This window comes from uncultured Duncaniella sp., from assembly GCF_910577345.1.
In the GTDB taxonomy this organism is placed as follows: Bacteria; Bacteroidota; Bacteroidia; order Bacteroidales; family Muribaculaceae; genus Duncaniella.
Map to the genome: position 1 here is coordinate 1 of NZ_CAJTMT010000024.1, position 22,092 is coordinate 22,092.

Annotated in this window: 18 protein-coding genes; 7 read left to right on the top strand and 11 right to left on the bottom strand. The window is 51.7% G+C overall.

Translation table 11 applies throughout. The features are described from left to right. The first annotated feature begins 244 nt into the window (after window positions 1–244). The 4 genes from QZ310_RS10185 (at window position 245) to hflX (ending at window position 5,276) form a co-directional block, all read left to right on the top strand. The gene (locus tag QZ310_RS10185; RefSeq protein ID WP_297072408.1) at window positions 245–964 is read left to right on the top strand and encodes a response regulator transcription factor; all 720 of its coding nucleotides are present in this window, start codon (window positions 245–247) and stop codon (window positions 962–964) included. Beyond that, window positions 942–2,417 carry a HAMP domain-containing sensor histidine kinase gene (locus QZ310_RS10190; RefSeq protein WP_297072410.1) on the top strand — a complete coding sequence of 492 codons (1,476 nt, stop codon included), beginning with the start codon at window positions 942–944 and terminating at the stop codon, window positions 2,415–2,417. The genes QZ310_RS10185 and QZ310_RS10190 overlap by 23 nt, the downstream gene beginning before the upstream one ends. A 367-nt stretch (window positions 2,418–2,784) precedes the next feature. Next, complete coding sequence (locus QZ310_RS10195; RefSeq protein ID WP_297072412.1) at window positions 2,785–3,906, top strand: MraY family glycosyltransferase; 1,122 nt, start codon at window positions 2,785–2,787, stop codon at window positions 3,904–3,906. Between the two features lie 149 nt (window positions 3,907–4,055). Further along, window positions 4,056–5,276 carry a GTPase HflX gene (gene hflX / locus QZ310_RS10200; RefSeq protein ID WP_297072413.1) on the top strand — a complete coding sequence of 407 codons (1,221 nt, stop codon included), beginning with the start codon at window positions 4,056–4,058 and terminating at the stop codon, window positions 5,274–5,276. 380 nt (window positions 5,277–5,656) lie between these two features. Here the strand turns inward: hflX and gldN are convergent, their stop codons facing one another. From gldN to QZ310_RS10255, 11 genes are all read right to left on the bottom strand, one after another. After that, window positions 5,657–6,802 carry a gliding motility protein GldN gene (gene gldN, locus QZ310_RS10205; protein WP_297072415.1) on the bottom strand — a complete coding sequence of 382 codons (1,146 nt, stop codon included), beginning with the start codon at window positions 6,800–6,802 and terminating at the stop codon, window positions 5,657–5,659. Window positions 6,803–6,841: 39 nt separating this feature from the next. Then, complete coding sequence (gene gldM / locus QZ310_RS10210) at window positions 6,842–8,407, bottom strand: gliding motility protein GldM (protein WP_297072418.1); 1,566 nt, start codon at window positions 8,405–8,407, stop codon at window positions 6,842–6,844. Between the two features lie 67 nt (window positions 8,408–8,474). Further along, window positions 8,475–9,398 carry a gliding motility protein GldL gene (gene gldL / locus QZ310_RS10215; protein WP_297072420.1) on the bottom strand — a complete coding sequence of 308 codons (924 nt, stop codon included), beginning with the start codon at window positions 9,396–9,398 and terminating at the stop codon, window positions 8,475–8,477. A 42-nt stretch (window positions 9,399–9,440) separates the two neighbouring features. After that, a complete protein-coding gene (locus QZ310_RS10220; protein WP_297072422.1) occupies window positions 9,441–10,880 on the bottom strand; it encodes an SUMF1/EgtB/PvdO family nonheme iron enzyme in 1,440 nt (479 codons plus the stop codon). 3 nt (window positions 10,881–10,883) lie between these two features. Further along, a complete protein-coding gene (locus tag QZ310_RS10225; protein ID WP_297072425.1) occupies window positions 10,884–11,915 on the bottom strand; it encodes a type IX secretion system membrane protein PorP/SprF in 1,032 nt (343 codons plus the stop codon). Then, complete coding sequence (locus QZ310_RS10230) at window positions 11,912–12,649, bottom strand: porin family protein (RefSeq protein ID WP_297072428.1); 738 nt, start codon at window positions 12,647–12,649, stop codon at window positions 11,912–11,914. Before QZ310_RS10230 ends, QZ310_RS10225 begins: the two co-directional genes overlap by 4 nt. A gap of 140 nt (window positions 12,650–12,789) precedes the next feature. Continuing rightward, window positions 12,790–14,085, bottom strand: a complete 1,296-nt coding sequence (tyrS, locus tag QZ310_RS10235) for a tyrosine--tRNA ligase (protein ID WP_297072431.1) — start codon at window positions 14,083–14,085, stop codon at window positions 12,790–12,792. A gap of 64 nt (window positions 14,086–14,149) precedes the next feature. Further along, window positions 14,150–15,346: a pyridoxal phosphate-dependent aminotransferase gene (locus QZ310_RS10240; RefSeq protein ID WP_297072433.1), complete on the bottom strand. Its 1,197-nt coding sequence runs from the start codon at window positions 15,344–15,346 to the stop codon at window positions 14,150–14,152. 225 nt (window positions 15,347–15,571) lie between these two features. Beyond that, complete coding sequence (rsxC, locus tag QZ310_RS10245) at window positions 15,572–16,915, bottom strand: electron transport complex subunit RsxC (RefSeq protein ID WP_297072435.1); 1,344 nt, start codon at window positions 16,913–16,915, stop codon at window positions 15,572–15,574. 11 nt (window positions 16,916–16,926) lie between these two features. Next, a complete protein-coding gene (locus QZ310_RS10250) occupies window positions 16,927–17,778 on the bottom strand; it encodes an RnfABCDGE type electron transport complex subunit B (RefSeq protein WP_297072489.1) in 852 nt (283 codons plus the stop codon). A gap of 23 nt (window positions 17,779–17,801) precedes the next feature. Then, window positions 17,802–18,236 (bottom strand): SoxR reducing system RseC family protein, encoded by a 435-nt coding sequence (locus QZ310_RS10255; RefSeq protein ID WP_297072437.1) that lies wholly within the window; start codon window positions 18,234–18,236, stop codon window positions 17,802–17,804. Window positions 18,237–18,470: 234 nt separating this feature from the next. Between QZ310_RS10255 and QZ310_RS10260 the strand changes: the two genes are divergently transcribed. Genes QZ310_RS10260 through QZ310_RS10270 form a run of 3 tightly spaced genes read left to right on the top strand, consistent with a single transcriptional unit; the run spans window position 18,471 to window position 21,898 of the window. Continuing rightward, complete coding sequence (locus tag QZ310_RS10260; protein WP_297072439.1) at window positions 18,471–19,676, top strand: glycosyltransferase; 1,206 nt, start codon at window positions 18,471–18,473, stop codon at window positions 19,674–19,676. A gap of 36 nt (window positions 19,677–19,712) precedes the next feature. Continuing rightward, the gene (locus tag QZ310_RS10265) at window positions 19,713–20,780 is read left to right on the top strand and encodes a radical SAM protein (protein ID WP_297072441.1); all 1,068 of its coding nucleotides are present in this window, start codon (window positions 19,713–19,715) and stop codon (window positions 20,778–20,780) included. Window positions 20,781–20,803: 23 nt separating this feature from the next. Then, window positions 20,804–21,898, top strand: a complete 1,095-nt coding sequence (locus QZ310_RS10270; RefSeq protein WP_297072444.1) for a glycosyltransferase family 4 protein — start codon at window positions 20,804–20,806, stop codon at window positions 21,896–21,898. Window positions 21,899–22,092: the final 194 nt, after the last annotated feature.

The window sequence follows — 22,092 nt, forward strand, 5'->3', positions numbered from 1 at the left end:
TGTTTTTTAACCTTAAATCTAATACCATGAAAACACAGTGCAAATATAGTAACTTACCTTTATAACCATGCCGGGTGTTAAAAGTTCATGGTATAGATGGATTTAACAAAAGTTAACATAGAAGGTCAAAAAAATACTGTAATTTAGCACTCGAAAACTATTTGGGCGAAAGGGACATTCTGGGCCTCATCCGGTGTGGCCTGAAGATGTCTTGTCGACCCGTTAACCGGTAAAATATATTTAAATGAGTACCCGCCTATTAGTGATTGATGACGAAGAATCAATCTGCGAAATCCTAAAATACAATCTTCAAAAAGAGGGCTATCAAGTGGACACCGCCTACAGTGCGGAAGAAGCCCTCGAGATGGATCTTACGCCCTACGATCTGTTTATCGTTGACATAATGATGGAGCGTCTGAGCGGTTTTGACTTTGCCAAACGCCTGCGCAATTCTTCGGAGATGGAAGATGTGCCCATCATATTCTGTTCGGCGCTTAATGGAGAGGACGATACAGTGATGGGACTCAATATCGGAGCGGACGACTATATCACCAAGCCTTTCAAGATAAGCGAAATGATTGCCCGCGTCAACGCTGTGTTGCGCCGCACACAGATTGCACGTCGCGCCCGCGAGGCCGCTCCCGCCGCTGTCAACGACGGTCTTGAGCCTCAGATCATCTATCAGGGACTACACATCGACCCGAATGACAAGGTTTGTTATCTCGACGGCGAAAAAGTGGCTCTGACCAAGACTGAATTCGAGATTCTGAACTTCTTCCTTACCCACCGCAACCGCATCTATTCGCGAGAGGAGATTATCCGCCATGTGTGGGCCGATGATGTCGTGGTGACCAACCGCACGATTGACACCAATATCACCCGCCTTCGCAAGAAGATTGGTAATTACGGTAACAATATCGAGACACGACTGGGATTCGGCTATGGCTTTAAGGAGAAGGATTAATTACCAGTGGCGACTTTTCCTGCCGATTGCGACAGCGCTCTGCATAGTTTTCGGTCTTATAATCTTCTATCAATACAAACGAGAGGCGGATTACAGGACCAAGGTTTTCAATGCCGAACTTGACATTATTGACAGCCGAATACTTGACGCCTACCGTCAGGATATTAACCTGCGATCGTTTCTTGCCTTTATCCAGCAGTTCTTCCAAGGCTCCATCTTCGATGGTGTAAGGGTGAGTGTCTATCGCGACGGCCGGCTTTACTACTCTCTCGGAACTCCTATTCCGCTTGAGATGGATGAGGTGGACGTCCTGCGTTCCCACATGGTCGGTATGGACGATCCGGAAACACCGACGAGCGAGAGAATTGTGGGTCGTGATGACGACCAGTTGTATTTCTTCTCAAAGGTGCAAAGCGATGATGGCCGTGTTGACATCTGCACGGCAATGCCCTACAGCGAGCATGTCCATGATGCGATTGATATTGACCACACTGTGTGGATAATAATAGTCATCGCGCTTATTGCGACGTTGATAATCGCTTACTTTGCCACCCGTGTGTTGTCAAGGAATGTCGTGTTGCTGCGCGAGTTTGCCTACAATGCCGCATCCGGCGGTAAGGTAAGGGAGGATTATGAATTCCCGCGAAACGAGCTTGGCGACATATCGCGCGAGATACTTAAGTTCTATCATGAACGCAACAAGAGTCTTGAGGCAATCAAACGTGAGCGCCGTATCGCTATCCATGCGATTGAGGAGAAGGCGAAGATGTCGCGTCAGATGACCAACAATATCAACCACGAAATCAAGACCCCTGTCGGAATCATCCGTGGCTACCTTGAATCGATCCTTGCCGATCCCGACATGGATACAGAGACCCGCACACGTTTCCTTGAAAGAATGCTTTCGAATGTGGAGCGTCTGACATCGCTGCTCAACGATGTGTCGACAATGACTCGTCTGGAGAACGGTGCCGACATGATTGCAGTCGACCGTGTCAATATGCATGACCTTGTCTATCAGATTGACTATGACCTCCCTGCCAATAACCTTGCCGGAAATATGGAATTCAGTTTCGATATTCCGCTTGAATGTGAGGTTTCAGGCAATTACAGCCTCCTGCAAGGCATGATATGCGGTCTTATCAGGAATGCGGCCCTTCATTCTGGCGGAACTGAAATCGGCATGAAGCTCATATCGGAAAACGAGCGCTTCTATGTGTTCAGCTTCTATGACAACGGTAACGGTGTAGGCGAAGAGCACATTCCTCACCTCTTCGAACGTTTCTACAGGGTTGATACCGGTCGTTCGCGCAAGATGGGCGGTACAGGTCTGGGTCTTCCTATTGTCAAGAGCACCATTGTGTCGCTCGGCGGCACAATCTCTGTCCATAACCGCTCCAAAGGTGGTCTGGAATACATCTTCACTCTTCCGAAGTGGACCGGCAAGGAATAGCCACCGGCTATTCCTTGCGTTTTTTCGATACTGTAATAGTTTTTGTGTAGAGATTATATTGCTGTAATAGTAGCGATTATGGGTAGATGTCTATGAGATTTGCTGTTTTGTAGACTGCAAAAATGTTTTTTCGTATGCTAAATTTGAATTAAAATACCTATATTTGCAAAAATATCCGATTTCGTATTTTTGTTTTAGATGTTGTATTTTGTTGGTTTTCATCGTTTTTGCAAGATTGAAAATTGGATAATTTAATAAAAATATTAATTGTTACAGTGATTTGTAACTTTTAATTGTTGTAATTATATCTTTTTGTTTGTTTAATTGTTATATCTAAGGTAAAAACATAAAACAGAAACTATTATTTATGGGATATTGGTTTATTAATTCTTTCGTGATTTTCGCATTATGTGCGTTATTGACCGGAGTGCTAATCCCACAGATTTTGCTGATTGCATATCGCAGGAATTTATTTGACGAGGTGAATGAACGAAAAATTCATAAGGGCCTTGTGCCTCGTCTTGGAGGGATTGCTTTTGTTCCGGTTATTCTTGTGTCTATAGCGGTTTTGCTTGAGGCAAATCAAAAATTAGGATTCAATGCTTTTGGCAACGTACTTGCTGAAAGCTATATGCCTCTTCTTTCTGCATTCATAGCTCTTGAACTCCTCTATCTTGTGGGAATTGCTGATGATTTGATTGGTATTAAGTACCGAGCTAAGTTCGTGGTGCAAATATTTTGTGCTATATTTTTAATTGGTGGAGGAGTCTGGTTTTCTACGCTTGGTGGAATTTTAGGTATTGGAGAGGTTTCCCCATGGTTTGGTTATCCATTTACAATTATAATATTGGTCTTTTTGATTAATGCTGTAAATTTAATAGATGGTATTGACGGACTTGCATCAGGTCTAAGTTCGATGGCATGTATGATATACGGGATAAGTTTTATGTTTTTGGGGGAATATGCCTTAGCGATCGTTAGTTTTGCGACATTAGGAGTTTTGGTGCCGTTCTTCTACTATAATGTTTTTGGCGATGTCACCAAACACAGGAAAATTTTCATGGGTGATACCGGTTCATTAACTATTGGTCTAATTCTTGGTGTGCTTGGTACGATTCTTTATGTGCATCCATCAGTAGAACTTGTGGGTGTGAATCCTTCAATTATAGCGTTTTCACCTCTAATTGTCCCATGCTTTGACGTAGTTAGGGTATACTTGTTACGCATACGTCAACACAGGAGTCCATTTTTACCTGATAAAAGTCACATACATCATAAATTGCTTGCATTGGGCATGAAACCTCACATGGCGATGATTAGTATTGTCAGTGTTTCAGCGCTTTTCACTATTGCAAATTTCTTCATGGCTTCTTGCTTTGACATGAATATAAATATAATAGTGATTCTTGATATTGTGGTTTGGTCGGTAGCGAATTGTATGCTATCGTCATCGATAAAACGACATAAAGAGGCTGAATCTGCTGCTTGATGTTATCATAATTGTCTTCGACCATATAACTTTACTGATAAAACTTCCCTGAAAGAGAGCACTCTTTTTCAGGGAAATTTGTTATCTTTGTGACATACTCATCAATTCTATATCAAGAATCCCAATAAAGAAAGAATCCAGAATCAATTATGATTGACCAGATATTAAACGAAGAGGTGACGGAGCGCGCAGTGCTTGTCGGGCTCATCACCGAACAGCAGAATGAGGCGAAAGCTACGGAATACCTTGACGAACTCGCTTTCCTGGCCGATACGGCGGGAGCGGAGACTGTCAAGACCTTCATGCAGAAGCTCCCTTATCCCAATCCGCGTACATTCGTGGGCAAGGGTAAGCTTGAGGAGATTCGTGCCTATATCGAGGACAATGACATAGGTATGGCTATCTTTGATGATGATCTCAGCTCGAAGCAGGTTCTGAATATCGAGCGTGAGCTTAAGGTGAAGATTCTCGACCGTACAAGCCTTATCCTTGATATATTCGCAAAACGCGCCCGCACGGCGAATGCAAAGACGCAGGTGGAGCTGGCGCAATACCAGTATCTGTTGCCTCGACTCACCCGAATGTGGACCCACCTCGAACGTCAGCGAGGCGGTATCGGTATGCGTGGCCCCGGTGAGACTCAGATCGAGACCGACCGCCGTATCATCCTCAACCGCATTTCATGGCTGAAGGAGCAATTGCGTGACATTGACAAACAGAAAGCCGTACAGCGCAAGAACCGTGGCAAGCTCACGCGTGTGGCTCTTGTAGGCTATACCAATGCCGGAAAGTCCACGCTGATGAATGTGTTGAGCAAGAGCGATGTGTTTGCTGAAAACAAGCTGTTTGCAACTCTCGATACGACCGTCCGCAAGGTTATCATTGACAATCTTCCCTTCCTCCTTACGGATACAGTCGGATTTATCCGCAAGCTCCCGACACACCTTGTTGATTCATTCAAATCGACTCTCGACGAGGTGCGCGAGGCCGACCTGCTCGTCCATGTTGTCGACATCTCTCATCCCAATTTCGAGGAGCAGATAGAGGTTGTCGACAAGACTTTGCGTGAGGTCTGCAATGGTGCCGAGAAGCCGATGATAATGGTGTTCAACAAGATTGATGCCTTCACATATACTCCCAAGGATGAGAATGACCTCACTCCCCAGACACGCGAGAATGTCTCCCTGGAGGAACTTGAGCGCATGTGGATGGCCCGTCTGCCACACGATTGCGTGTTCATCTCAGCCAAGAAAGGAACGAATATAGAAGAGCTTAAACACATGCTCTACGAACGCGCTAAGGAGATTCACCTCTCGCGCTTCCCCTACAATGATTTCCTCTTCCAGAAATATGATGAAGTAGAGGAATAAACATCTACCTTTTTGATTCTTATTGAAGGAAGGGTACATAAGGACATAAGAGCAGAAGGAACATAAGTTTTTTGAGTTATGGATGAATTTTCATAACCTTTAAAACTTATATTCCTTCTGCTCTTATGTCCTTTTGTTCCTTTCCTGCATGGGTGGACATGTGCCCTTCCTTCATGGGGGCATGAACATTTCCTTTCCGGGCGGGGAGAGGGTAGGGAGGAAAAAACTCTCCCGCTGGGCGGTGTCATCTGACCTTTAGATAAGCAAGCTGTGAGAAAGGTCTTTGTTTGGAGATGACGGTGTCCGGGCGGGAGAGTAGATCGTCTTTTGATTGACGGACGCTAATATGTGATGAATGAAGAGGGAGGTCAGGGATAGAGTTATCGGCGACGGTTGCGGACAGAGCGCACGGCTGACGATGAACTTGCCTTCGGAGCCTTGGCTTTTTTCACTTTTGCCGGTTTGGCCTTGGGGGTTGATGTGGTCTTTGTGCCGCGTTTTGAACGTGCTGAGCGGACTGTCGGTGCAGGTGTGGCGTTATCAATGGATTCACCCTCTGCTCCGGTGGCTGCAACTTCAGTTCCGGCAGCAGCGAGCTCGGCCTTTTCAGCGGCCTCACGTCGTGCGGTAAGCTCTTCGAGCGATGGAACCCAAAGCTTGTCTTCAAACGTGTCGAGGCGCTTCTGTATGCTGTCCTGCGCGTGTGCAAGCTCGTCCGGATCGGGATGGAGCTGCATCAGCGAACGGTTTTTCAGATTGCGGGTCTTGTAGATGTCACCCTTATAGAGACCGAGCTGGAAGAAGTCGTCGTAGGTGCAGGATGCGAGGTTGTTGTCGTCGTTGGTGAAGATATTCTGAGTGGTGAGATAGGGGCGGAGCTCATCGTACTTCACCCAGAACATGGGGTATTTCACTGCTTCCCCACCGAAATCACCCGAACGATGGAGGACAGGGCAGATGGCCTCGATGCGGGTGCGCATACGGTTCTGACGCTTGTCGAATTCCCAACGTTCGATGATGTAGTAGCTCAACACTTCAGAGGCAGGCACATCGGCTTCCTCGATGACGAAACGCGGATTGCGCTCGGTCGAGCCTTTCGCATCTGTGTAGAGGATGTGGAAGCGGTCAAGGACATCGCGCATGTTGACCTTGTAGTTGTCAGTGAACATCTCACGTCCATCGAGGTATTCATAGCCTCCAAGTTCGTTGTTGGCCATACGTCCGAGGATGATGCGGAAGAGGTTCTCCTGTCCGTCGATAGGTTCGTCTGGGTAGTAGAGGGCTGCATTCTCGTCTTTCATCAGGTCGAGCTGGCGGTACATGACGCGCATCCACTGCAGTTCGGAATCGCTGACGGGTGAGTCTGCATAGTGCGACTGCATTCGTTGGGTCACTCCCGATGTTGTCTTTGATGCGTTGCGGTCGTCGGCGGAACGACGGCGCACGACGCTGCTCGAACTCGATTCCTGCGCGAAGACAGAGGCCGAGATGAACATTGCTATGGCTGTAAGGAGAAACTTCTTCATTGACGGGTGGTTATGGTGTATTTTCGGAGAAAATCCTGATTAGTTTACAATTACTTCGACCGGGCTGAGGACGCGCTCTATGCCGTCGGGTCCCTTGGCGCGGATGCGTGAGATATAGAATCGCTTTCCGCGGGACAGGCGCTTGAACTGGTCCTTCTGACGCTGCGAGAAGGCTGCCCCCTGTGAGACTTCCGGAATGGCGTTGCCCATCTGGTCGAAAAAGACGGTTTCGAAGCCGAGGACCTGGAAGTCGATGTTGAGCATATCGTCGTCGATGGCGGCGTCAATGCCGGGTGCGGAAGTGAGGAGTGTCTTTGAGATGGGACGTCCACCTTTGTAGCGCTCTTTCGCGCCGTTTGTACCGGCGTAGGTGATGAAGGCCACGGGGTCGGGGAGCTTACGGACGCGGAACGTTGTGGTTGCCACTGTCTGCGGACGGCCATCAATGTTGGCGGTGACTGTGAGGGTGGCGTTTTCGCCTACTTTGGCAGGGCGTGCAACCCATGCGTCACCCTTGCGGGTAAGAGTGCCGTTGGTCATGGTCGCGCTCACGGCGTTCATGGGAACTCCGGGGACAGAGATGCTCATGGGGTTGTCGATACCTGCGTAAAGCACGTTCATCATTGTTGCCGATACGGTAGCTGTAGGTTCCATGACGGTGTAGCTTGACGAGAAGGGATGGCGGGTGGATGTGCCGTCGCCGTGGGTGACTTCAAGGTAACCGCTGTAGTCAAACGTACCGGTCGATGATGTGACGAATTCATAGAGACCCTTGTCGTTGCCGAGCTGTTTGCCGCCTACGAAGATTTCAGGACGCGCGGTGGTGTCGACGGCTGCAAGCACAATGTTAGCGCTGTACTTGCCACCACGCATCACCATCCGTGACTGAGGAATGACGAAAGCGTTGATTTCATTGACGCGCACGTCGCCTGCATCGACAGCCGCGAGGAGGTTGGCGAGAGCCTCGCCTTCGGCATAGCGAATGTCGTTCTGGAGTTTGGTGAGGAGGGTCACTGCGGCGACCACAGGCTGATTCTCGAACTTTGCTTCTTCCCAAAGTTGGGGAGTGACAGTGCCTGGGCGCTTGAACGGCGCGGTCGAAAGGGATTCGGATATGCTTGCGCGCTTGATGGTGTCGGGGATGAGCGATGTGATGAAGTCACGGTAGGAATCCATGGCGCTGTGAAGCATCTTGCCACCCTTGGCTCCGGGTGAGAGCATGACAACTGCCGCTGACTCCAGGTCATCGCGACGGTTGATTTCTGCAGGATTGCCTTCCGGACCGTCGGCTTCGACGACGATTGCCAGTTTAAGGGAGTCAACAAGAGCGTAGAGTGAAGCTGCGCGCTTACGGACATCAGTAGCTTTCGAGAGCCAGGGGGCACCCTTTTCGGGGTTCTGCTCAGTGAAGGATTCGAGTTGGGAGTATATGGCATCGTTGCGCTTGCCTACAGTTGCATTCGTGCGCGCGAGGCCATCCTCAACCTGCACAAAGCCGTCGAGCACGTCGCTCGACACGTTGAGCGCAAGCATGGCTGTGAGGACGATATACATGAGGTTTATCATCTTCTGCCTCGGGGAGAGCCTGACTACTGATTCTGCCATTTAGATTTCTTTATTTTAGGGGCGAATAAGACTAATAGGGCCGATAGAACGGATGAGACCTGCCGGATCAGTTGACTGAGCCTGACGACTGAGCGCCGGGAATGTCGCTCATCATCGGACGATACATGTTGATGGTCATGGCGTGGAGCATCTTCTCATAGACCTGGTTGAGCTGCTGCATGTAGCGGGCCATCTTCTCGGTCTCCTCGCAGTAGCGGGCGCTCTGCGATGCGCTCTTCTCATACATGTCGCGTATGTCCTTGATACCACGGTTGACGCGGTCGATGGAGTCGAGCTGTGTAGATACGCTTTTGAGCTGAATCTCATAGATGGTGTTGAGGCCGCCGAGATTGCGGTTGAGGTCACCCATGCGCTCGATGTAGCCACGCGAGTTTTCGGTAATAGAGGCGGAGTTCTCAGTGATGGCGCGGTAGCTGTCAAGCAGGACAGACGAAACGGAGTTGAGGGCTTCAGTTGTCTGACGCAACTGGTCCATCTGAGCTGAGATAGCCGACATCTGGGAGAGATATTCCTGGGTTGCTGTGGTGAGCTCAGCCATTTTTGAAAGCTGTTCGGCAGCGGCCGACATGCGGCGGATGCTGTCGGAAAGCGACAGGCGATCCTCCTCGCTGAGATCGACGGCAGAGGGAAGGCCGACCGACTCACGGGCAGATGAGTCAAGCGCAACACTGTTTCCGGCACCTCCGGCTATGACACGACCATTAGCCTCACGGCCGTCAAGTTCGGGGAACACATCTTCCCAATGATATTCCTTCGGGGGACGGTCAAAGGCGGTGAGGATAAACATAAGGACCTCGGTACCCATACCGATACAGAGGAGGGTATTGCCACCGGGAAGGTGGAGGATTTTGAAGAGGGCACCCCAGATTACGATGGCCGCACCGATGCTGTAGGCGAAGTTGAAGAGGCGCTGTCCCCCTTCCCATGTCATGATGGTGCCTATTTTGTCTTTTATCTTATCTTTGGTCATAAGGCGATTGGATTAAAGGTTAGTTGAGGTAGAGTTGGAGTGCTATTTCTTGGCTTTGGTGCCCTTGGCGAAGCCTATCTGCGAACGTACGCAGCGGAAACCGATGTAGGAGCGCTGCTCATTCTGGTATTCCCACATGCGGATGTCGGAACGGATATTATGGGCAACATCCTTCCACGAACCGCCGCGGACAATCTTGCGCTTCATCTTGTAGGGGTCCTCCTGCGCTGCATCGTAGCGGTATTCGGGATTGAGGTCGCTCGTGAGCTTGCTGACGCTTTCGGTGAAGGCAGTGGAAGTCCATTCGCTGACGTTGCCGGCCATGTCGTAGAGGCCGAAGTCATTGGGCGAATAGGTTCCGACGCGCGAGGTGATGAGCTGGCCATCCTGCACGAAGTTGCCTTCCTGGGGCTTGAAGTTTGCATAGAAACAGCCTTGATCCTCTGTGAGCGGCAGGTCGCCGTCCCAGGGATACATGTTCTCGCTCTTTCCTGCACGGGCCGCGTATTCCCATTCAGCCTCGGTGGGGAGACGGTAAGGTTCCACATACACACCCTCGCGTCCGAGCGAACGGCGGAGGAAGTCGGTGCGCCAGTTGGCGAAGGCAGTAGCCTGCTCCCAGCTTACGCCGACAACGGGATAGTCATTGTAGCCACCGTGTGAGAAGTAGAGGCGGACGTAAGGTTCGTTGTAGGCATTGTCAAAGTCATTAATCCAAGCGGTTGTGTCGGGGTAGACATTGACAATATAGGTGTTCACGAAATCGAAGTCGCCTGTGAGGCCACGGGTGATGGTCTGACGGATGATTTCACCTTCATCGTTGATGTAGGCGGTATCTTTGGAGATGACGGGAATGTCGGTGGGAACTGGCTTATCGGTGTTGTATTCACGACGTGCGGGGTTCATGCGGTGCTTGCGACGGGCAGCCTCAGTGTGGTTGTAGACCTCGTAGCGGTAGTTGAGCTGCTCGGGGTCAAGTTCGCGCACTCCTGTGATGGGGTTGGTGCGGTAGAGGCTCTCGATGGCACGCTGTTCATCCTCGTTGGCGTTGCGCCAGGGAATTGCCTTGGCCCAGTTGAGATGAGGTGTGACAGGGTTGCCTTCGCGGTCCTCTTCAATCTTGAACTCCTCGTTGCCACCGTAGGCGGGATCAGCAAGGCGTTCGCGGATGATTGAATCGCGCACCCAGAAGACAAACTGCTTGTATTTTGAGTTGGTGATTTCAGTCTCGTCCATCCAGAAAGCGTCGACTGACACACCGCGCGGGTCGGCTTCGAGATTCCAGAGCGAGTCGGCCTTGGCAGGGCCCATCTTGACGGAGCCTCTCGACACGAGCACCATCCCGTAGGGGGTGGGTTCGGTCCAGTGCATGGCTCCTACTCCCGTCACTTCGCCACCCATGGCGCTACGGCTTCCGGTAGCGCAGGAGACGGCTGCGGAGAGGATTATGAGAGCGAGAAGTATGTGGAGTAGTTTTTTCATAAGTTACATTATGCGTATGCTCTTGTGTTTGTGGCGATTTTTTTCTGAGAAATCGAGTTTAAGGTTGTAGCCCGCTACGAGTTCATGGCTCCCTGACGAGGCTTTGGCGATGTCGGAAAGGTGATAGTCATAGCTGTAGCCAATGAAGATACCCTTGATTTCCGCACCGAGCATTATGGAGAGGGCATCGTTGTAGCGGTAGCCCAGACCGGCGGTGAAAAGCTTATTGTAGCGGACACGTCCTGTAAGCTGGAAATCAGTGGTGGTGAAATCACTGCGCACCATGAGTGACGGTATCACTTCAAATAACGTATTTTTTATCGGAATATTGCTTCCGGCCATGAAATAAGCTGAGCGTGAGGCTGTGAACTGATAGTTTTTGGCCATTTCCGATGTGGAGCCGTCACCTGTTTCACCGGTGCGCGATGAGGTTTCCGTGTCGCTTGAGAAGGTGACTGTAGGGTTGTTGGCGTGGAGGATGGAGAGTCCTGCCCAGAATTTCTTGTGGACATAGAAGGCTCCGATGCCGATGTCGAAAGCGTTTCCGGCCACATCGCGAGTAGGGATGGCATCATCGGCTGAGTCATGGAAGTTGTCATCATCAGGAATGTAGACTTCCGATCCCTTGAACTGCTGGTTGTAAAGGCCGAGTGAGAGTGCTACCGTCAATTCCCCTTTCAGAACTTTCAGTTTGTAGCCTATCTGAGCGTCGAGGGTGAAGTTGTGGAACAGACCGTAGGATTCCTGCTGGACAACGAGACCGGTTCCGAGACGGCGATTGCCGAGTTTGAACGGCATATCGGCGGCTGCGATGAAGCTGCGCGGAGCGTTGTCGATGCCCATCCATTGGAGGCGGGCGCCGCCACGGATGCGCAGATAGTCAGTGTCGCCCACGGCTCCGGGGTTATAGTAGGTCGGGAGTGCCCAGTACTGCGTAAGCAGTGCATCGCCCTGAGCATTGGCCTTCGGAGTGACGGACAGAAGGAGCAGCACAGCGCAGACGGCTATATATATAATGTGGCTTCTGTGTGTCATTCGAAATAGAAGGTTAGGACGACCATTTTGGAAACGGCCTTTTTGAGAGACTGTGATATGACAAGTTTGTCCGGCTCCTCAGCAATATCGGAACGGTCATGGACAAGGTTGTCGCCAAGGCCGAAGCAGAATTTTATCTCAGGGTTGAATTTGAAGTAGGGGAGGTAGAAATCGCAGCCGAATCCGCAGGTGAGGAAGAAGTCGGAGGTCTTGGTGCGGAGGTAGTCGTTGCCCTGTTTGGCGACATTGAATGTCGGCATGACACCGGCTGTGATATATGGGCGCGAGTTGCGATAGCGCAGACTGGAGAATTTAAGGTCGAAGGGAAGGACTATGAGGGCGGATTTGAGATTTTGACGGCGTTCGGTCCCGGAATTGTATTCACGCATCGTGATGTCGCGGTTGCCGAAATACATGCCCGGAGTGAAACGGAGATTGAAATATGTCCCCAATCTGTAGTCAATCAGACCGTTCACGCAGAATCCGGGCTGAAAAGAGGGTTGGTCGACAAACCACTGCTCACCGGTTTCGCTAACGAAGCCGTTGTGGGTGAATGTGAAATCCTGCGTGTGGATTCCCACAGAGAAGCCGAGGTGCCAGCGGCGCATGTCGGCATACGGACGGTTCATCAGCTTATCGTTCAGATTCTGGCACAAAACTGACCCACAGCTCCCTCCGAGGAGAACCATGAGCAGGATAAACGGACGCAGAAATGTGGAAAAGCAATGATTCATCACTTTTTATAACGCTGTCAAAGTCATGAATATTGTATGTCCGTTCATGTGTTCATATAGTTAAAAAAGGTACATAAATTCATAACCGGTAGAATTGACCGGTCATGAATTTATGTACCTTTCTTTCAGTTGTGCTTCCGTCAGTCAGCGATGTGGAGGAGGAAGTAGTTCTTCTTTCCGCGCTGGACGAGGATATACTTGTCGTTGAGGAGCATGTCGGTTGTCGCAGGTGCGTAGGGGTCAGAGATTTTCTCTTTGTTGATGCTCACGCCACCGCCCTGGACCATCTTGCGCATCTCGCCCTTCGAGGGGAATACGGGAGCGACGTCGGTGAGAAGGTCGGCGAGCTTCGTGCCTTCTTCGATGGCACTGCGGGGCACCTCGAACTGCGGAACGCCTTCCATCACGGCGAGGAGTGTGGCCTCGTCAATCTTGCGGAGGGTTTCGTTGGCGTGGTTGCTGAAAAGAATCTGCGATGCCTCGACGGCAGCCTCATATTCTTCGGCGGAGTGAACCATTGTGGTCACTTCTTTGGCGAGTCGCTTCTGTAAGGGACGTGCGCCGGGGTTCTGTGCCTGTTCCTCGACGAGAGCTTCGACCTCTTCGCGGGTAAGCTCAGTGAAGATTTTGATGTACTTTTCGGCATCAGCGTCCGAAACGTTGAGCCAGAACTGATAGAACTTGTAGGGTGAGGTGTAGCGGGCGTCGAGCCATACGTTGCCGCTCTCAGTCTTGCCGAACTTGCCGCCGTCGGCCTTGGTGATGAGCGGGCAGGTGAGTGCGTAGGCCTCGCCTCCAAGCTTGCGGCGGATAAGCTCGGTGCCGGTGGTGATGTTGCCCCACTGGTCCGAACCGCCGAGCTGAAGCTTGCAGTTCTTATCCTTGTAGAGGGTATAGAAGTCAAATCCCTGGAGGAGCTGATAGGTGAACTCGGTGAAGCTGAGACCGTCGCGGGCCTCGCCGTTGAGGCGCTTCTGCACGGAGTCCTTGGCCATCATGTAGTTGACGGTTATATGCTTGCCGATTTCACGGGCGAAATCGAGGAAGGTGACATCCTTGGTCCAGTCATAGTTGTTGACCATCTCTGCCTTGTTGGGCGCATCGCTGTCGAAGTCGAGGAACTTGGCAAGCTGCTTCTTGATTGCATCCTGATTGTGGCGGAGAGTAGCCTCGTCGAGCAGGTTGCGCTCAGCGCTCTTGCCGGAGGGGTCGCCAATCATGCCGGTAGCGCCGCCGACGAGTGCCAGAGGCTTGTGGCCGCAGCGCTGGAAGTGGCGGAGCATCATCACACCGCAGAGGTGGCCGATATGCAGACTGTCGGCGGTGGGGTCGATGCCGAGGTAGGCAGTTGTCATGCCTTTTTTGAGCTGTTCATCTGTTCCGGGCATGACAGTGTGGATCATGCCACGCCAGGTGAGTTCTTCAATGAAATCCATTGTTCGTTTCTATTTATATTGTCTTTTCAGACACTATTTCTTGTCTGGTTTCTGATTTGGTGGGTTATTTCAGTGAGGCGAGGGTCTCGGCGATGCGGCGCATGGCTTCGCGGAGGTTGTCGTCGGAAGTAGCGTAGCTGAGACGGATGTAGCCTTCCATGCCGAATGCACCGCCGTCGACGGTTGCAACATGGCCTTTCTCAAGAAGATACATGGCGAGGTCGGCGGAGCTTGCAATCTTGTTGCCTTCAGGAGTGGTCTTGCCGACGTAGGCACTCACTTCGGGGAAGAGGTAGAAGGCACCCTGCGGGCGGTTGACTTTCAGTCCGGGAATCTGCGATGCGAGTTCGACCACGAGGTCGCGGCGGCGTTCGAATGCCTTGTTCATCTCTGCGATGCACTCCTGCGGGCCGGTATACGCGGCTTCGGCAGCTTTCTGTGCGATAGAGGATGCATTCGAGGTGTACTGACCCTGAAGCTTGGTCACGGCCTTTGCAAGCCACTGCGGGGCAGCGCAGTAGCCGATACGCCAGCCGGTCATCGCGTAGGCTTTCGATACACCGTTGATGATGATGGTGCGGTCAGCGATTTCGGGGAATGAAGCGAGTGAAGTGAATGAGCCGGTGAAGTTGATGTGCTCATAGATTTCATCGGCGAGGACCATGATGTCGGGGTGTTTTGCGAGAACGTCGACGAGTCCCTGAAGCTCCTCCTTGGAGTAGATGCTGCCTGTCGGGTTGGACGGCGAGCAGAGCAGAATCATGCGGGTCGCCGGGGTGATGGCTGCCTCAAGCTGTGCGGGAGTGATTTTGAAATCCTGATGGATGTCGGCGAGAATCTCTACGGTCTTTCCTCCAGCGAGTTTCACCATCTCGACATAGCTCACCCATGCGGGCATCGGGATGATGACCTCGTCGCCGGGGTTGATTGTGGCGAGGATGACGTTGCAAAGGGCCTGCTTGGCTCCGTTCGACACGACAATCTGCTCAGGTGCGTAAGTGACACCGTTTTCCTTGGCGAGTTTTTCTGACACGGCCTTGCGGAGCGACATATAGCCGGGCACAGGTGTGTAGAAGGTGAAGTTCTCATCAATAGCGCGCTTGGCGGCTTCCTTGATGTGGTGGGGGGTCTCGAAATCGGGCTCTCCGACTGAGAGATTGATGACATCGACACCTTGAGCTTTCAGCTCGTTGCTTTTCTGTGACATTGCGAGGGTGGCTGACGGAGCCAAGGCCTGCACGCGTTCGGAAATGTGGGTCATATATGTTTGTGGTATTGGGTTTTACTTGTTATGTGTTATACGAGTGCAAATATACGGATTTATTTATGATTAAAAAAATAAAGCCGAGGGCGAAAATACAAAAGTCCGGAAGAGATATATCCATTCATTGTTGGAATAGATGTCTCTTCCGGACTTCTGTATTTTCAAGCCTTTTCTGTCAGGCTGTTATGGACGGTGTGGAACTTTTGGAGTTTAGCCGTGGCCTTACGCTTTCTTGGCTGCGGCACGGGCGCGCATTGCGGCCATGACCTTGGCTTTTCCGAGACGGATGTAGTCGACGAGCGGACGGGAGGCTGGGCAGATGTAGCTGCAGGAGCCACACTCTATACAGTTGGCAATCTTCTGCTCCTCGGCGTCATCCCATTCGTGCAGACGCGAGAGTGTGCTGATAAGGAAGGGTTCGAGGCCCATCGGGCAGACTTCCACACACTTTCCACAGCGGATGCAGTTTTCGGCGGGGCGACGGTGGGCATAGCGGCTGTCGAGCAGAATGCCTGATGTGCCCTTAATCATCGGAGTCTGGAGTGTGGATGCGGTGCGTCCCATCATAGGGCCGCCGAGGATGATCTTTTCCGGTTCCTTGCCGTCGACGAGTGTTGCGAGGATTGTGCCGAGCGCCACGCGGAGGTTGCGTCCGGTCTCACCGTCATGGAGGGTGAGCACACGGTCCATGAGGGGTTCGTCGAGGACAACGGCGCGGTAGACAGCGTAGGCGGTGGCGACGTTCTGCACGATGGCTCCCGTAGCGATGGGGAGACCGCCGGAGGGAACTTCCTTGCCGATTACAGCCTCGATGAGCTGCTTCTCACCACCCTGCGGGTATTTCACCTGCATGGTCATCACTTCGAGTCCGGGGACTGACGATGACGCTTCCGTGAGGGCGGCGATGGCTTCGGGCTTGTTGTTTTCAATAGCGATTACGGCGCGGTCCACACCGGCTGCACGCATGAGGAGTTCAACGCCTTTGACAATCTGGCGGGGATTCTCGCGCATGAGCATGTCGTCGCATGAGAGACAAGGCTCACACTCTGCGGCGTTGATGATGACGATTTCTGCCTTTGAGCCGGGAGGAGGCGAGACCTTGACATGGGCAGGGAAGGTGGCACCGCCGAGACCGACGATACCTGCATTCTTGATGATGTCGATGATTGCTTTGCCGTCGAGGGCTGCGATTTCAGCTTCGGTGCGACGCGGGGTCTCGCGGTTGGCCATAGCCTCGGCATCGGCTGCGCGGTCGGCTTCATCGCTCTTGATATAGATTGCCTGCACGGGCATACCTTGCGGTGTGCGTGCGACGTCGATTTTCATGACGGTTCCCGAAATCGGGGTGTGGACGGGTGCTGATACGAAACCGCCTGCATCGGCCACGCGGTCGCCGCGCTTCACCTTGTCGCCCTTCTTGACGATGGGAGTGGCGGGTGCGCCTATGTGCTGAGCCACGGGGAGCACTACTTCCTCGGGCAGAGGGATGTTCTCGATGGGTTTGCCGGCGGCAATTTTGTTTTCGGCGGGATGCACGCCGCCGATTTTAAACGTATGGAGTTTCATGTCTTTTGATTTCAGGCTGTTTCTTCAACTTTTTCTTTTGCTGGAGCCTTCTTTACCGGGAAGTTTACGGCGTGGATGGCATGGGTGGGGCATACGTCGACGCACTTGCGGCAAAGTTTACACTTCTCGTAGTCGATGTATGAGAGGTTGTTGGCGATGGTGATTGCATCGTGTGTACATTCTTTAGCACACTTCGAGCAACCGATACATGCCACCTTGCAAGCCTTCATGGCCACCGCGCCCTTTTCCTTGTTGGAGCAGGCGACGTAGACTCTCATGCCACGCGGACCCTTGTTGCGGAGTTCGATGATAGAGCGGGGACATGCCTTCACACAGGCGCCACAGCCTACGCATTTGTCTTCGATTACTTCTGGAAGGCCGGTTTCGAGGTTCATCTTCATTGCACCGTAGGGACAGGCTTCCACGCAGTCGCCACATCCGAGACAGCCGTTGGGGCAGGCTGATTCACCGGAGCCGAGCGAGGCAAGGACGGCGCAGGTGGGTGCGCCTTCGAAACGGGCGAGACGGGGACGAAGGTCGCAGGTACCGTTACACTTGATTACTGCGATTTTCGGCTTGGTCTCTGCTGCTGTCAGGCCGACGATGTCGCCGATCTGTTTCATGACCGCGCTGCCCGATGCGGGACAGGCAAGGCCGTCGAGGGTGTCGGCACAGACACATGCAGCCGCGAAGTCGCGACATCCGCTGCGTCCGCAACCTCCACAGTTGGCGCCCGGAAGGAGCGCTTCTACTTGGTCGATACGGGGATCTTCATGGACATGGAAGCGCTTGGCCACAATGTAGAGCACGGCAGCGCCTACAATTCCGATAATCCCGAGGACGATGATTGAAGTTACTATAATATTCATGGTAATAATTTAAAACGTCATATTTTTCTGATTTTCCAACTGATTTTCTGGGCCAGGCTCTTGCGGAACCTGTAAAGGAAGAGATCATAGATGCCGAGGGCCACGAAGGCGAGGGCTATCGACCATCCGCCGAGTGTCGGGAAGCCGAGCCGAAGCCCGACAATGGCGCCTCCGAAGATAAGGGTCGGGAGGATGAGGGCCCACCATGTGGCGCGCAGGGTCGAGTCGGAGGTGGCGCTCACCTCCACCCGTTCGCCTCTGGTGTAGTCGCCGGCTGAGGGTGTGTCGATGGTCAGAAGTTCTTTCTTGTCATTCCCTTTGCTGTTGTTGCTGTTGCACAGGGCAGTGATGGCGCAGCCGTCACATTTGCATTCATCCTCTGTGCGGATGACAAGATAACCTCTCTCCACTTTCTCGATGACACCCCGGTGGGTTACGTCTTCTTTACTCATGATAGTAGATAAAAAACACTTAGAGGGAGCAAAGTTAGTGAATTTCTGTAAAAAGTGCAAACCTAAATTTCCATCATGGTATTTTTGGAATCAATGATTGCAAATGTTATCCGTAGGACACAATATTTATTCTTGCCGATAGTTATTATAATAAGTGTTAATCTTAAAATTTATTAATGAGGGTGTGGCATTCTGTGTCATCCCTTGTTCGCGTCCACGCTTGAAAAGGAGACTATGAAACCGAGAATACTCATCGTCAACAAGTTTTATTACCCTCGCGGTGGAGATTGCGTATGCGTTATCAATCTCGAACGTCTGCTCCGTGAGCAGGGGTATGAGACTGCCATATTCTCTATGGATTTTCCCGAGAATATTCCCTCGGATTGGTCGGCCTACTTTGCAAGCGGGATTGATTTCTCTGGGCCTGTCTCCGCAAAGCTTGCCGCTGTCAGGCGTATGCTCGGCGGGGGCGACATAAGGAGGTCTTTTGCCAAGATACTCGATGATTTCAACCCCGATGTGGTTCATCTCCACAACATCCACAGCTATCTTTCCCCGCAGCTTGCCGTAATGGCTCATGAGCGTGGCAAGCGGGTGGTGTGGACTCTCCATGACTATAAACTCATCTGCCCTTCCTACAATTGTCTTGCCTCCGGTGAGGTCTGCGAGAAGTGTGTGGGTGGAAGTGTGGTCAATGTTGCGCGGACGCGCTGCATGAAGGGTTCTCTTTCCGCAAGCGTGATGGCTTGGCTCGAAGCGATGAAGTGGAACCGCCGTGTGCTTCAGCAAAATGTCGATACCTTCATCTGTCCCAGTGATTTCATGAGGCGGATGATGGTCAAGGGTGGTTTTGACGAACGCAAGCTCCTTGTCAACTGCAACTTTATTGACCCGGCCCGTCTGGTGGGAAATGAGAAATCTGAGGCCCCGGTTGACAGTGAGCCGTACTATTGTTTCGTTGGCCGTCTGTCGGAGGAGAAAGGTGTCGGATTGCTTCTGAAAGTTGCATCTGCCCTCCCTTATCGGCTGAAAGTTGCAGGTGGAGGTCCGCTTTTCGAGGAGCTGAAGAGCCGCTATGCAGCCTGTGGTAATATTGAATTTTTAGGACCGCTGCCGGGTGATCGCGTCGGAAGTCTGCTCAAAGGTGCGATGTTCTCCGTGATTCCCTCGGTCTGGTATGAGAATAATCCCCTTAGCGTTATCGAATCGCTGTCGCTGGGAACCCCGGTGGTAGGAGCTTCGATAGGCGGCATACCCGAACTTATTTCAGATGGTCGCGACGGTCTCATATTCAAGGCTGGCGACGAAAGTGACTTGAGCGAAAAATTGATAGAAGCTTGTGAACACACATGGAACCGCGAGGAAATCAAGCGCGATGCTCTCCGCCGGTTCTCATCCGCCTCGCATTTCGACCGGCTTAAAGCCGCCTACGGAGTGTAGCGGATTACCATTAACATATATTGATTGAATTGATAGATGGAAAAACAGATACAACCGACCGATGCGTCGATAATACTTACATACAGATGCCCGATGCGTTGTCAGATGTGCAATATCTGGCAATATCCCACTGATAAGCGTGAGGAACTGAAGGCTTCCGACCTTAAATCGCTTCCCAGACTTAAATTCATAAACCTCACGGGTGGCGAGCCCTTCATCCGCGAGGATCTTCCGGAGATTGTCGAGGAATGTTTCCGTCATACTGACCGCATTGTCATCTCTACATCCGGATGGTATGAGGACCGTGTCATAGCGCTTGCCGAGCGTTTCCCGAACATCGGTATCCGCATCTCCATCGAGGGTCTCAGCCGCAAGAACGACGAACTCCGCGGACGCGAGGGTGGTTTCGACAAGGGTCTCCGCACCCTCCTTAAACTTAAGGATATGGGCGTGAAGGATATTGGTTTCGGATGCACCGTCTCCAACAACAATTCCGAGGATATGCTTGCCCTCTATCAGCTCTCGAAATCACTTGGCCTGGAGTTTGCCACGGCAGCGTTCCATAATTCATACTATTTCCATAAGGATGACAATGTCATCACCAACCGCGAGACCGTATGCAAGAACTTCGAGACCCTTATCGAGTGGCAGCTTGCCGAGAAGCATCCGAAGTCGTGGTTCCGTGCTTTCTTCAACATGGGACTCATCAACTACATCGAGGGCAATCGCCGAATGCTTCCCTGCGAGGCCGGTTCCGCCAATTTCTTCATTGACCCGTGGGGAGAAGTATATCCCTGCAACGGACTGGAGGACAAGGTGTGGAAAGATTCGATGGGCAATATCCACGATGCCGGTTTCATGGAAATCTGGACGAGCGAGCGAGCAGCCAAGGTGCGCGAGAAGGTGAGATGCTGTCCAAAGAACTGCTGGATGGTCGGGACAGCTTCGCCTGTTATGCACAAGTATATCCGCCATCCGCTCGGGTGGGCCGTCAGAAACAAACTTCGCTCCATGCGCGGTCTCAAACCCATCCTCGACAAGAAATGGTATGATGTGGGTCAGGATCCCCGTCAGGGCGTGATGCGTGACATTGAAAAGGAATAACCGACAAAAATCTATTCGGACGTATGAAAATCGTAGTCATCGGGACGAGAGGTATTCCCCGTATCCTCGGGGGAGTTGAGACTCATTGTGAAGAGTTGTATCCGCGCATTGTCGCCCTCGGGCATGAAGTCACGGTCATACGCCGTACGCCATATATCACTGACGACAACCGTGTGAGTGAATACCGTGGTGTGAAACTGATTGATGTCTATGCTCCGCGCAAGAAGAGCCTTGAAGCAATCATCCACACATATCTCGCAGCCATAAAGGCCCGTTCGCTCAACCCCGACATTGTCCATTGTCATGCCGTCGGTCCCTCCATCGTCATGCCTTTCGTCCGTATGCTCGGCCTTAAGACTGTGATGACCAATCATGGTCCCGACTATAACCGTCAGAAATGGGGACGCATGGCAAAGACTGTCATAAAACTTGGCGAAAGGTGGGGCACACGTTTCAGCAACCGGGTGATTGTCATCTCAAAGGTTATAGCCGGTATTCTTGAAAAAGAGTATGGCTACAAGGATTCACGACTGATATTCAATGGTGTCAACCGTCCGGTCAAATCGCAGTCAAAAGATTATCTGGAAACTCTTGGGATAGCCGGGACCCCATATATACTTGCAATCGGACGCTTCGTGAAAGAAAAAGGCTTCCATGATCTGATTGACGCATATTCGAAATCCGGACTTTCCGGAACATACCGTCTCGTCATTGCCGGTGACAGCGATCACGAGGATGACTACTCACAGTCCCTCAAAAAACAGGCCCGCGACCACGGTGTCGTTCTCACAGGATTCATCAAAGGTGAGAAACTCAACCAAATCATGAGCAATGCCTCGCTCTTTGTCATGTCCTCCTACCACGAAGGCCTCCCCATCGCGCTTCTCGAGGCTATGAGCTATGGACTCGATGTCATTGTGAGCGACATCCCCGCCAACAAACTCGACACCCTCTCGCCGACTGATTTCTACCCTGTCGGCAACGTCGATGAACTCGCCCGCGCAATGCAGCGCAAATGCCATACCACACCTCCATCCCGTTCCTACGACCTCACCCCCTACGACTGGGACCAAATCGCCCTCCAGACCATCGAAGTCTACAAAGAAATTATTTGTTGATATGCAATACGGATGGTTATTAATGACCTGCCATTAAATAAATAAGGTAGGTGCTTGATTTTTAACATGTGTTCAGGGCTTTTAGGGTGTTTTGTTTAAGTGGGGGTGGGATATGTGGTGGATTTTGAGTAATTTTGTCGATGGATATGATGGATTTATATAAATGTCATGCTTGGATTGTTGACAAGTTTAAT

Excerpts from the sequence above, each read along its gene's own strand:
- QZ310_RS10230 (WP_297072428.1), bottom strand. The coding sequence starts at position 12,649 with ATGAATCATTGCTTTTCCACATTTCTGCGTCCGTTTATCCTGCTCATG.
- QZ310_RS10220 (WP_297072422.1), bottom strand. The coding sequence starts at position 10,880 with ATGAAAAAACTACTCCACATACTTCTCGCTCTCATAATCCTCTCCGCA.
- QZ310_RS10225 (WP_297072425.1), bottom strand. The coding sequence starts at position 11,915 with ATGACACACAGAAGCCACATTATATATATAGCCGTCTGCGCTGTGCTG.
- gldL (WP_297072420.1), bottom strand. The coding sequence starts at position 9,398 with ATGACCAAAGATAAGATAAAAGACAAAATAGGCACCATCATGACATGG.
- tyrS (WP_297072431.1), bottom strand. The coding sequence starts at position 14,085 with ATGGATTTCATTGAAGAACTCACCTGGCGTGGCATGATCCACACTGTC.
- hflX (WP_297072413.1), top strand. The coding sequence starts at position 4,056 with ATGATTGACCAGATATTAAACGAAGAGGTGACGGAGCGCGCAGTGCTT.
- rsxC (WP_297072435.1), bottom strand. The coding sequence starts at position 16,915 with ATGAAACTCCATACGTTTAAAATCGGCGGCGTGCATCCCGCCGAAAAC.
- gldM (WP_297072418.1), bottom strand. The coding sequence starts at position 8,407 with ATGGCAGAATCAGTAGTCAGGCTCTCCCCGAGGCAGAAGATGATAAAC.
- QZ310_RS10185 (WP_297072408.1), top strand. The coding sequence starts at position 245 with ATGAGTACCCGCCTATTAGTGATTGATGACGAAGAATCAATCTGCGAA.
- QZ310_RS10255 (WP_297072437.1), bottom strand. The coding sequence starts at position 18,236 with ATGAGTAAAGAAGACGTAACCCACCGGGGTGTCATCGAGAAAGTGGAG.
- QZ310_RS10265 (WP_297072441.1), top strand. The coding sequence starts at position 19,713 with ATGGAAAAACAGATACAACCGACCGATGCGTCGATAATACTTACATAC.
- QZ310_RS10195 (WP_297072412.1), top strand. The coding sequence starts at position 2,785 with ATGGGATATTGGTTTATTAATTCTTTCGTGATTTTCGCATTATGTGCG.
- QZ310_RS10270 (WP_297072444.1), top strand. The coding sequence starts at position 20,804 with ATGAAAATCGTAGTCATCGGGACGAGAGGTATTCCCCGTATCCTCGGG.
- QZ310_RS10190 (WP_297072410.1), top strand. The coding sequence starts at position 942 with ATGGCTTTAAGGAGAAGGATTAATTACCAGTGGCGACTTTTCCTGCCG.
- QZ310_RS10260 (WP_297072439.1), top strand. The coding sequence starts at position 18,471 with ATGAAACCGAGAATACTCATCGTCAACAAGTTTTATTACCCTCGCGGT.
- gldN (WP_297072415.1), bottom strand. The coding sequence starts at position 6,802 with ATGAAGAAGTTTCTCCTTACAGCCATAGCAATGTTCATCTCGGCCTCT.
- QZ310_RS10240 (WP_297072433.1), bottom strand. The coding sequence starts at position 15,346 with ATGACCCACATTTCCGAACGCGTGCAGGCCTTGGCTCCGTCAGCCACC.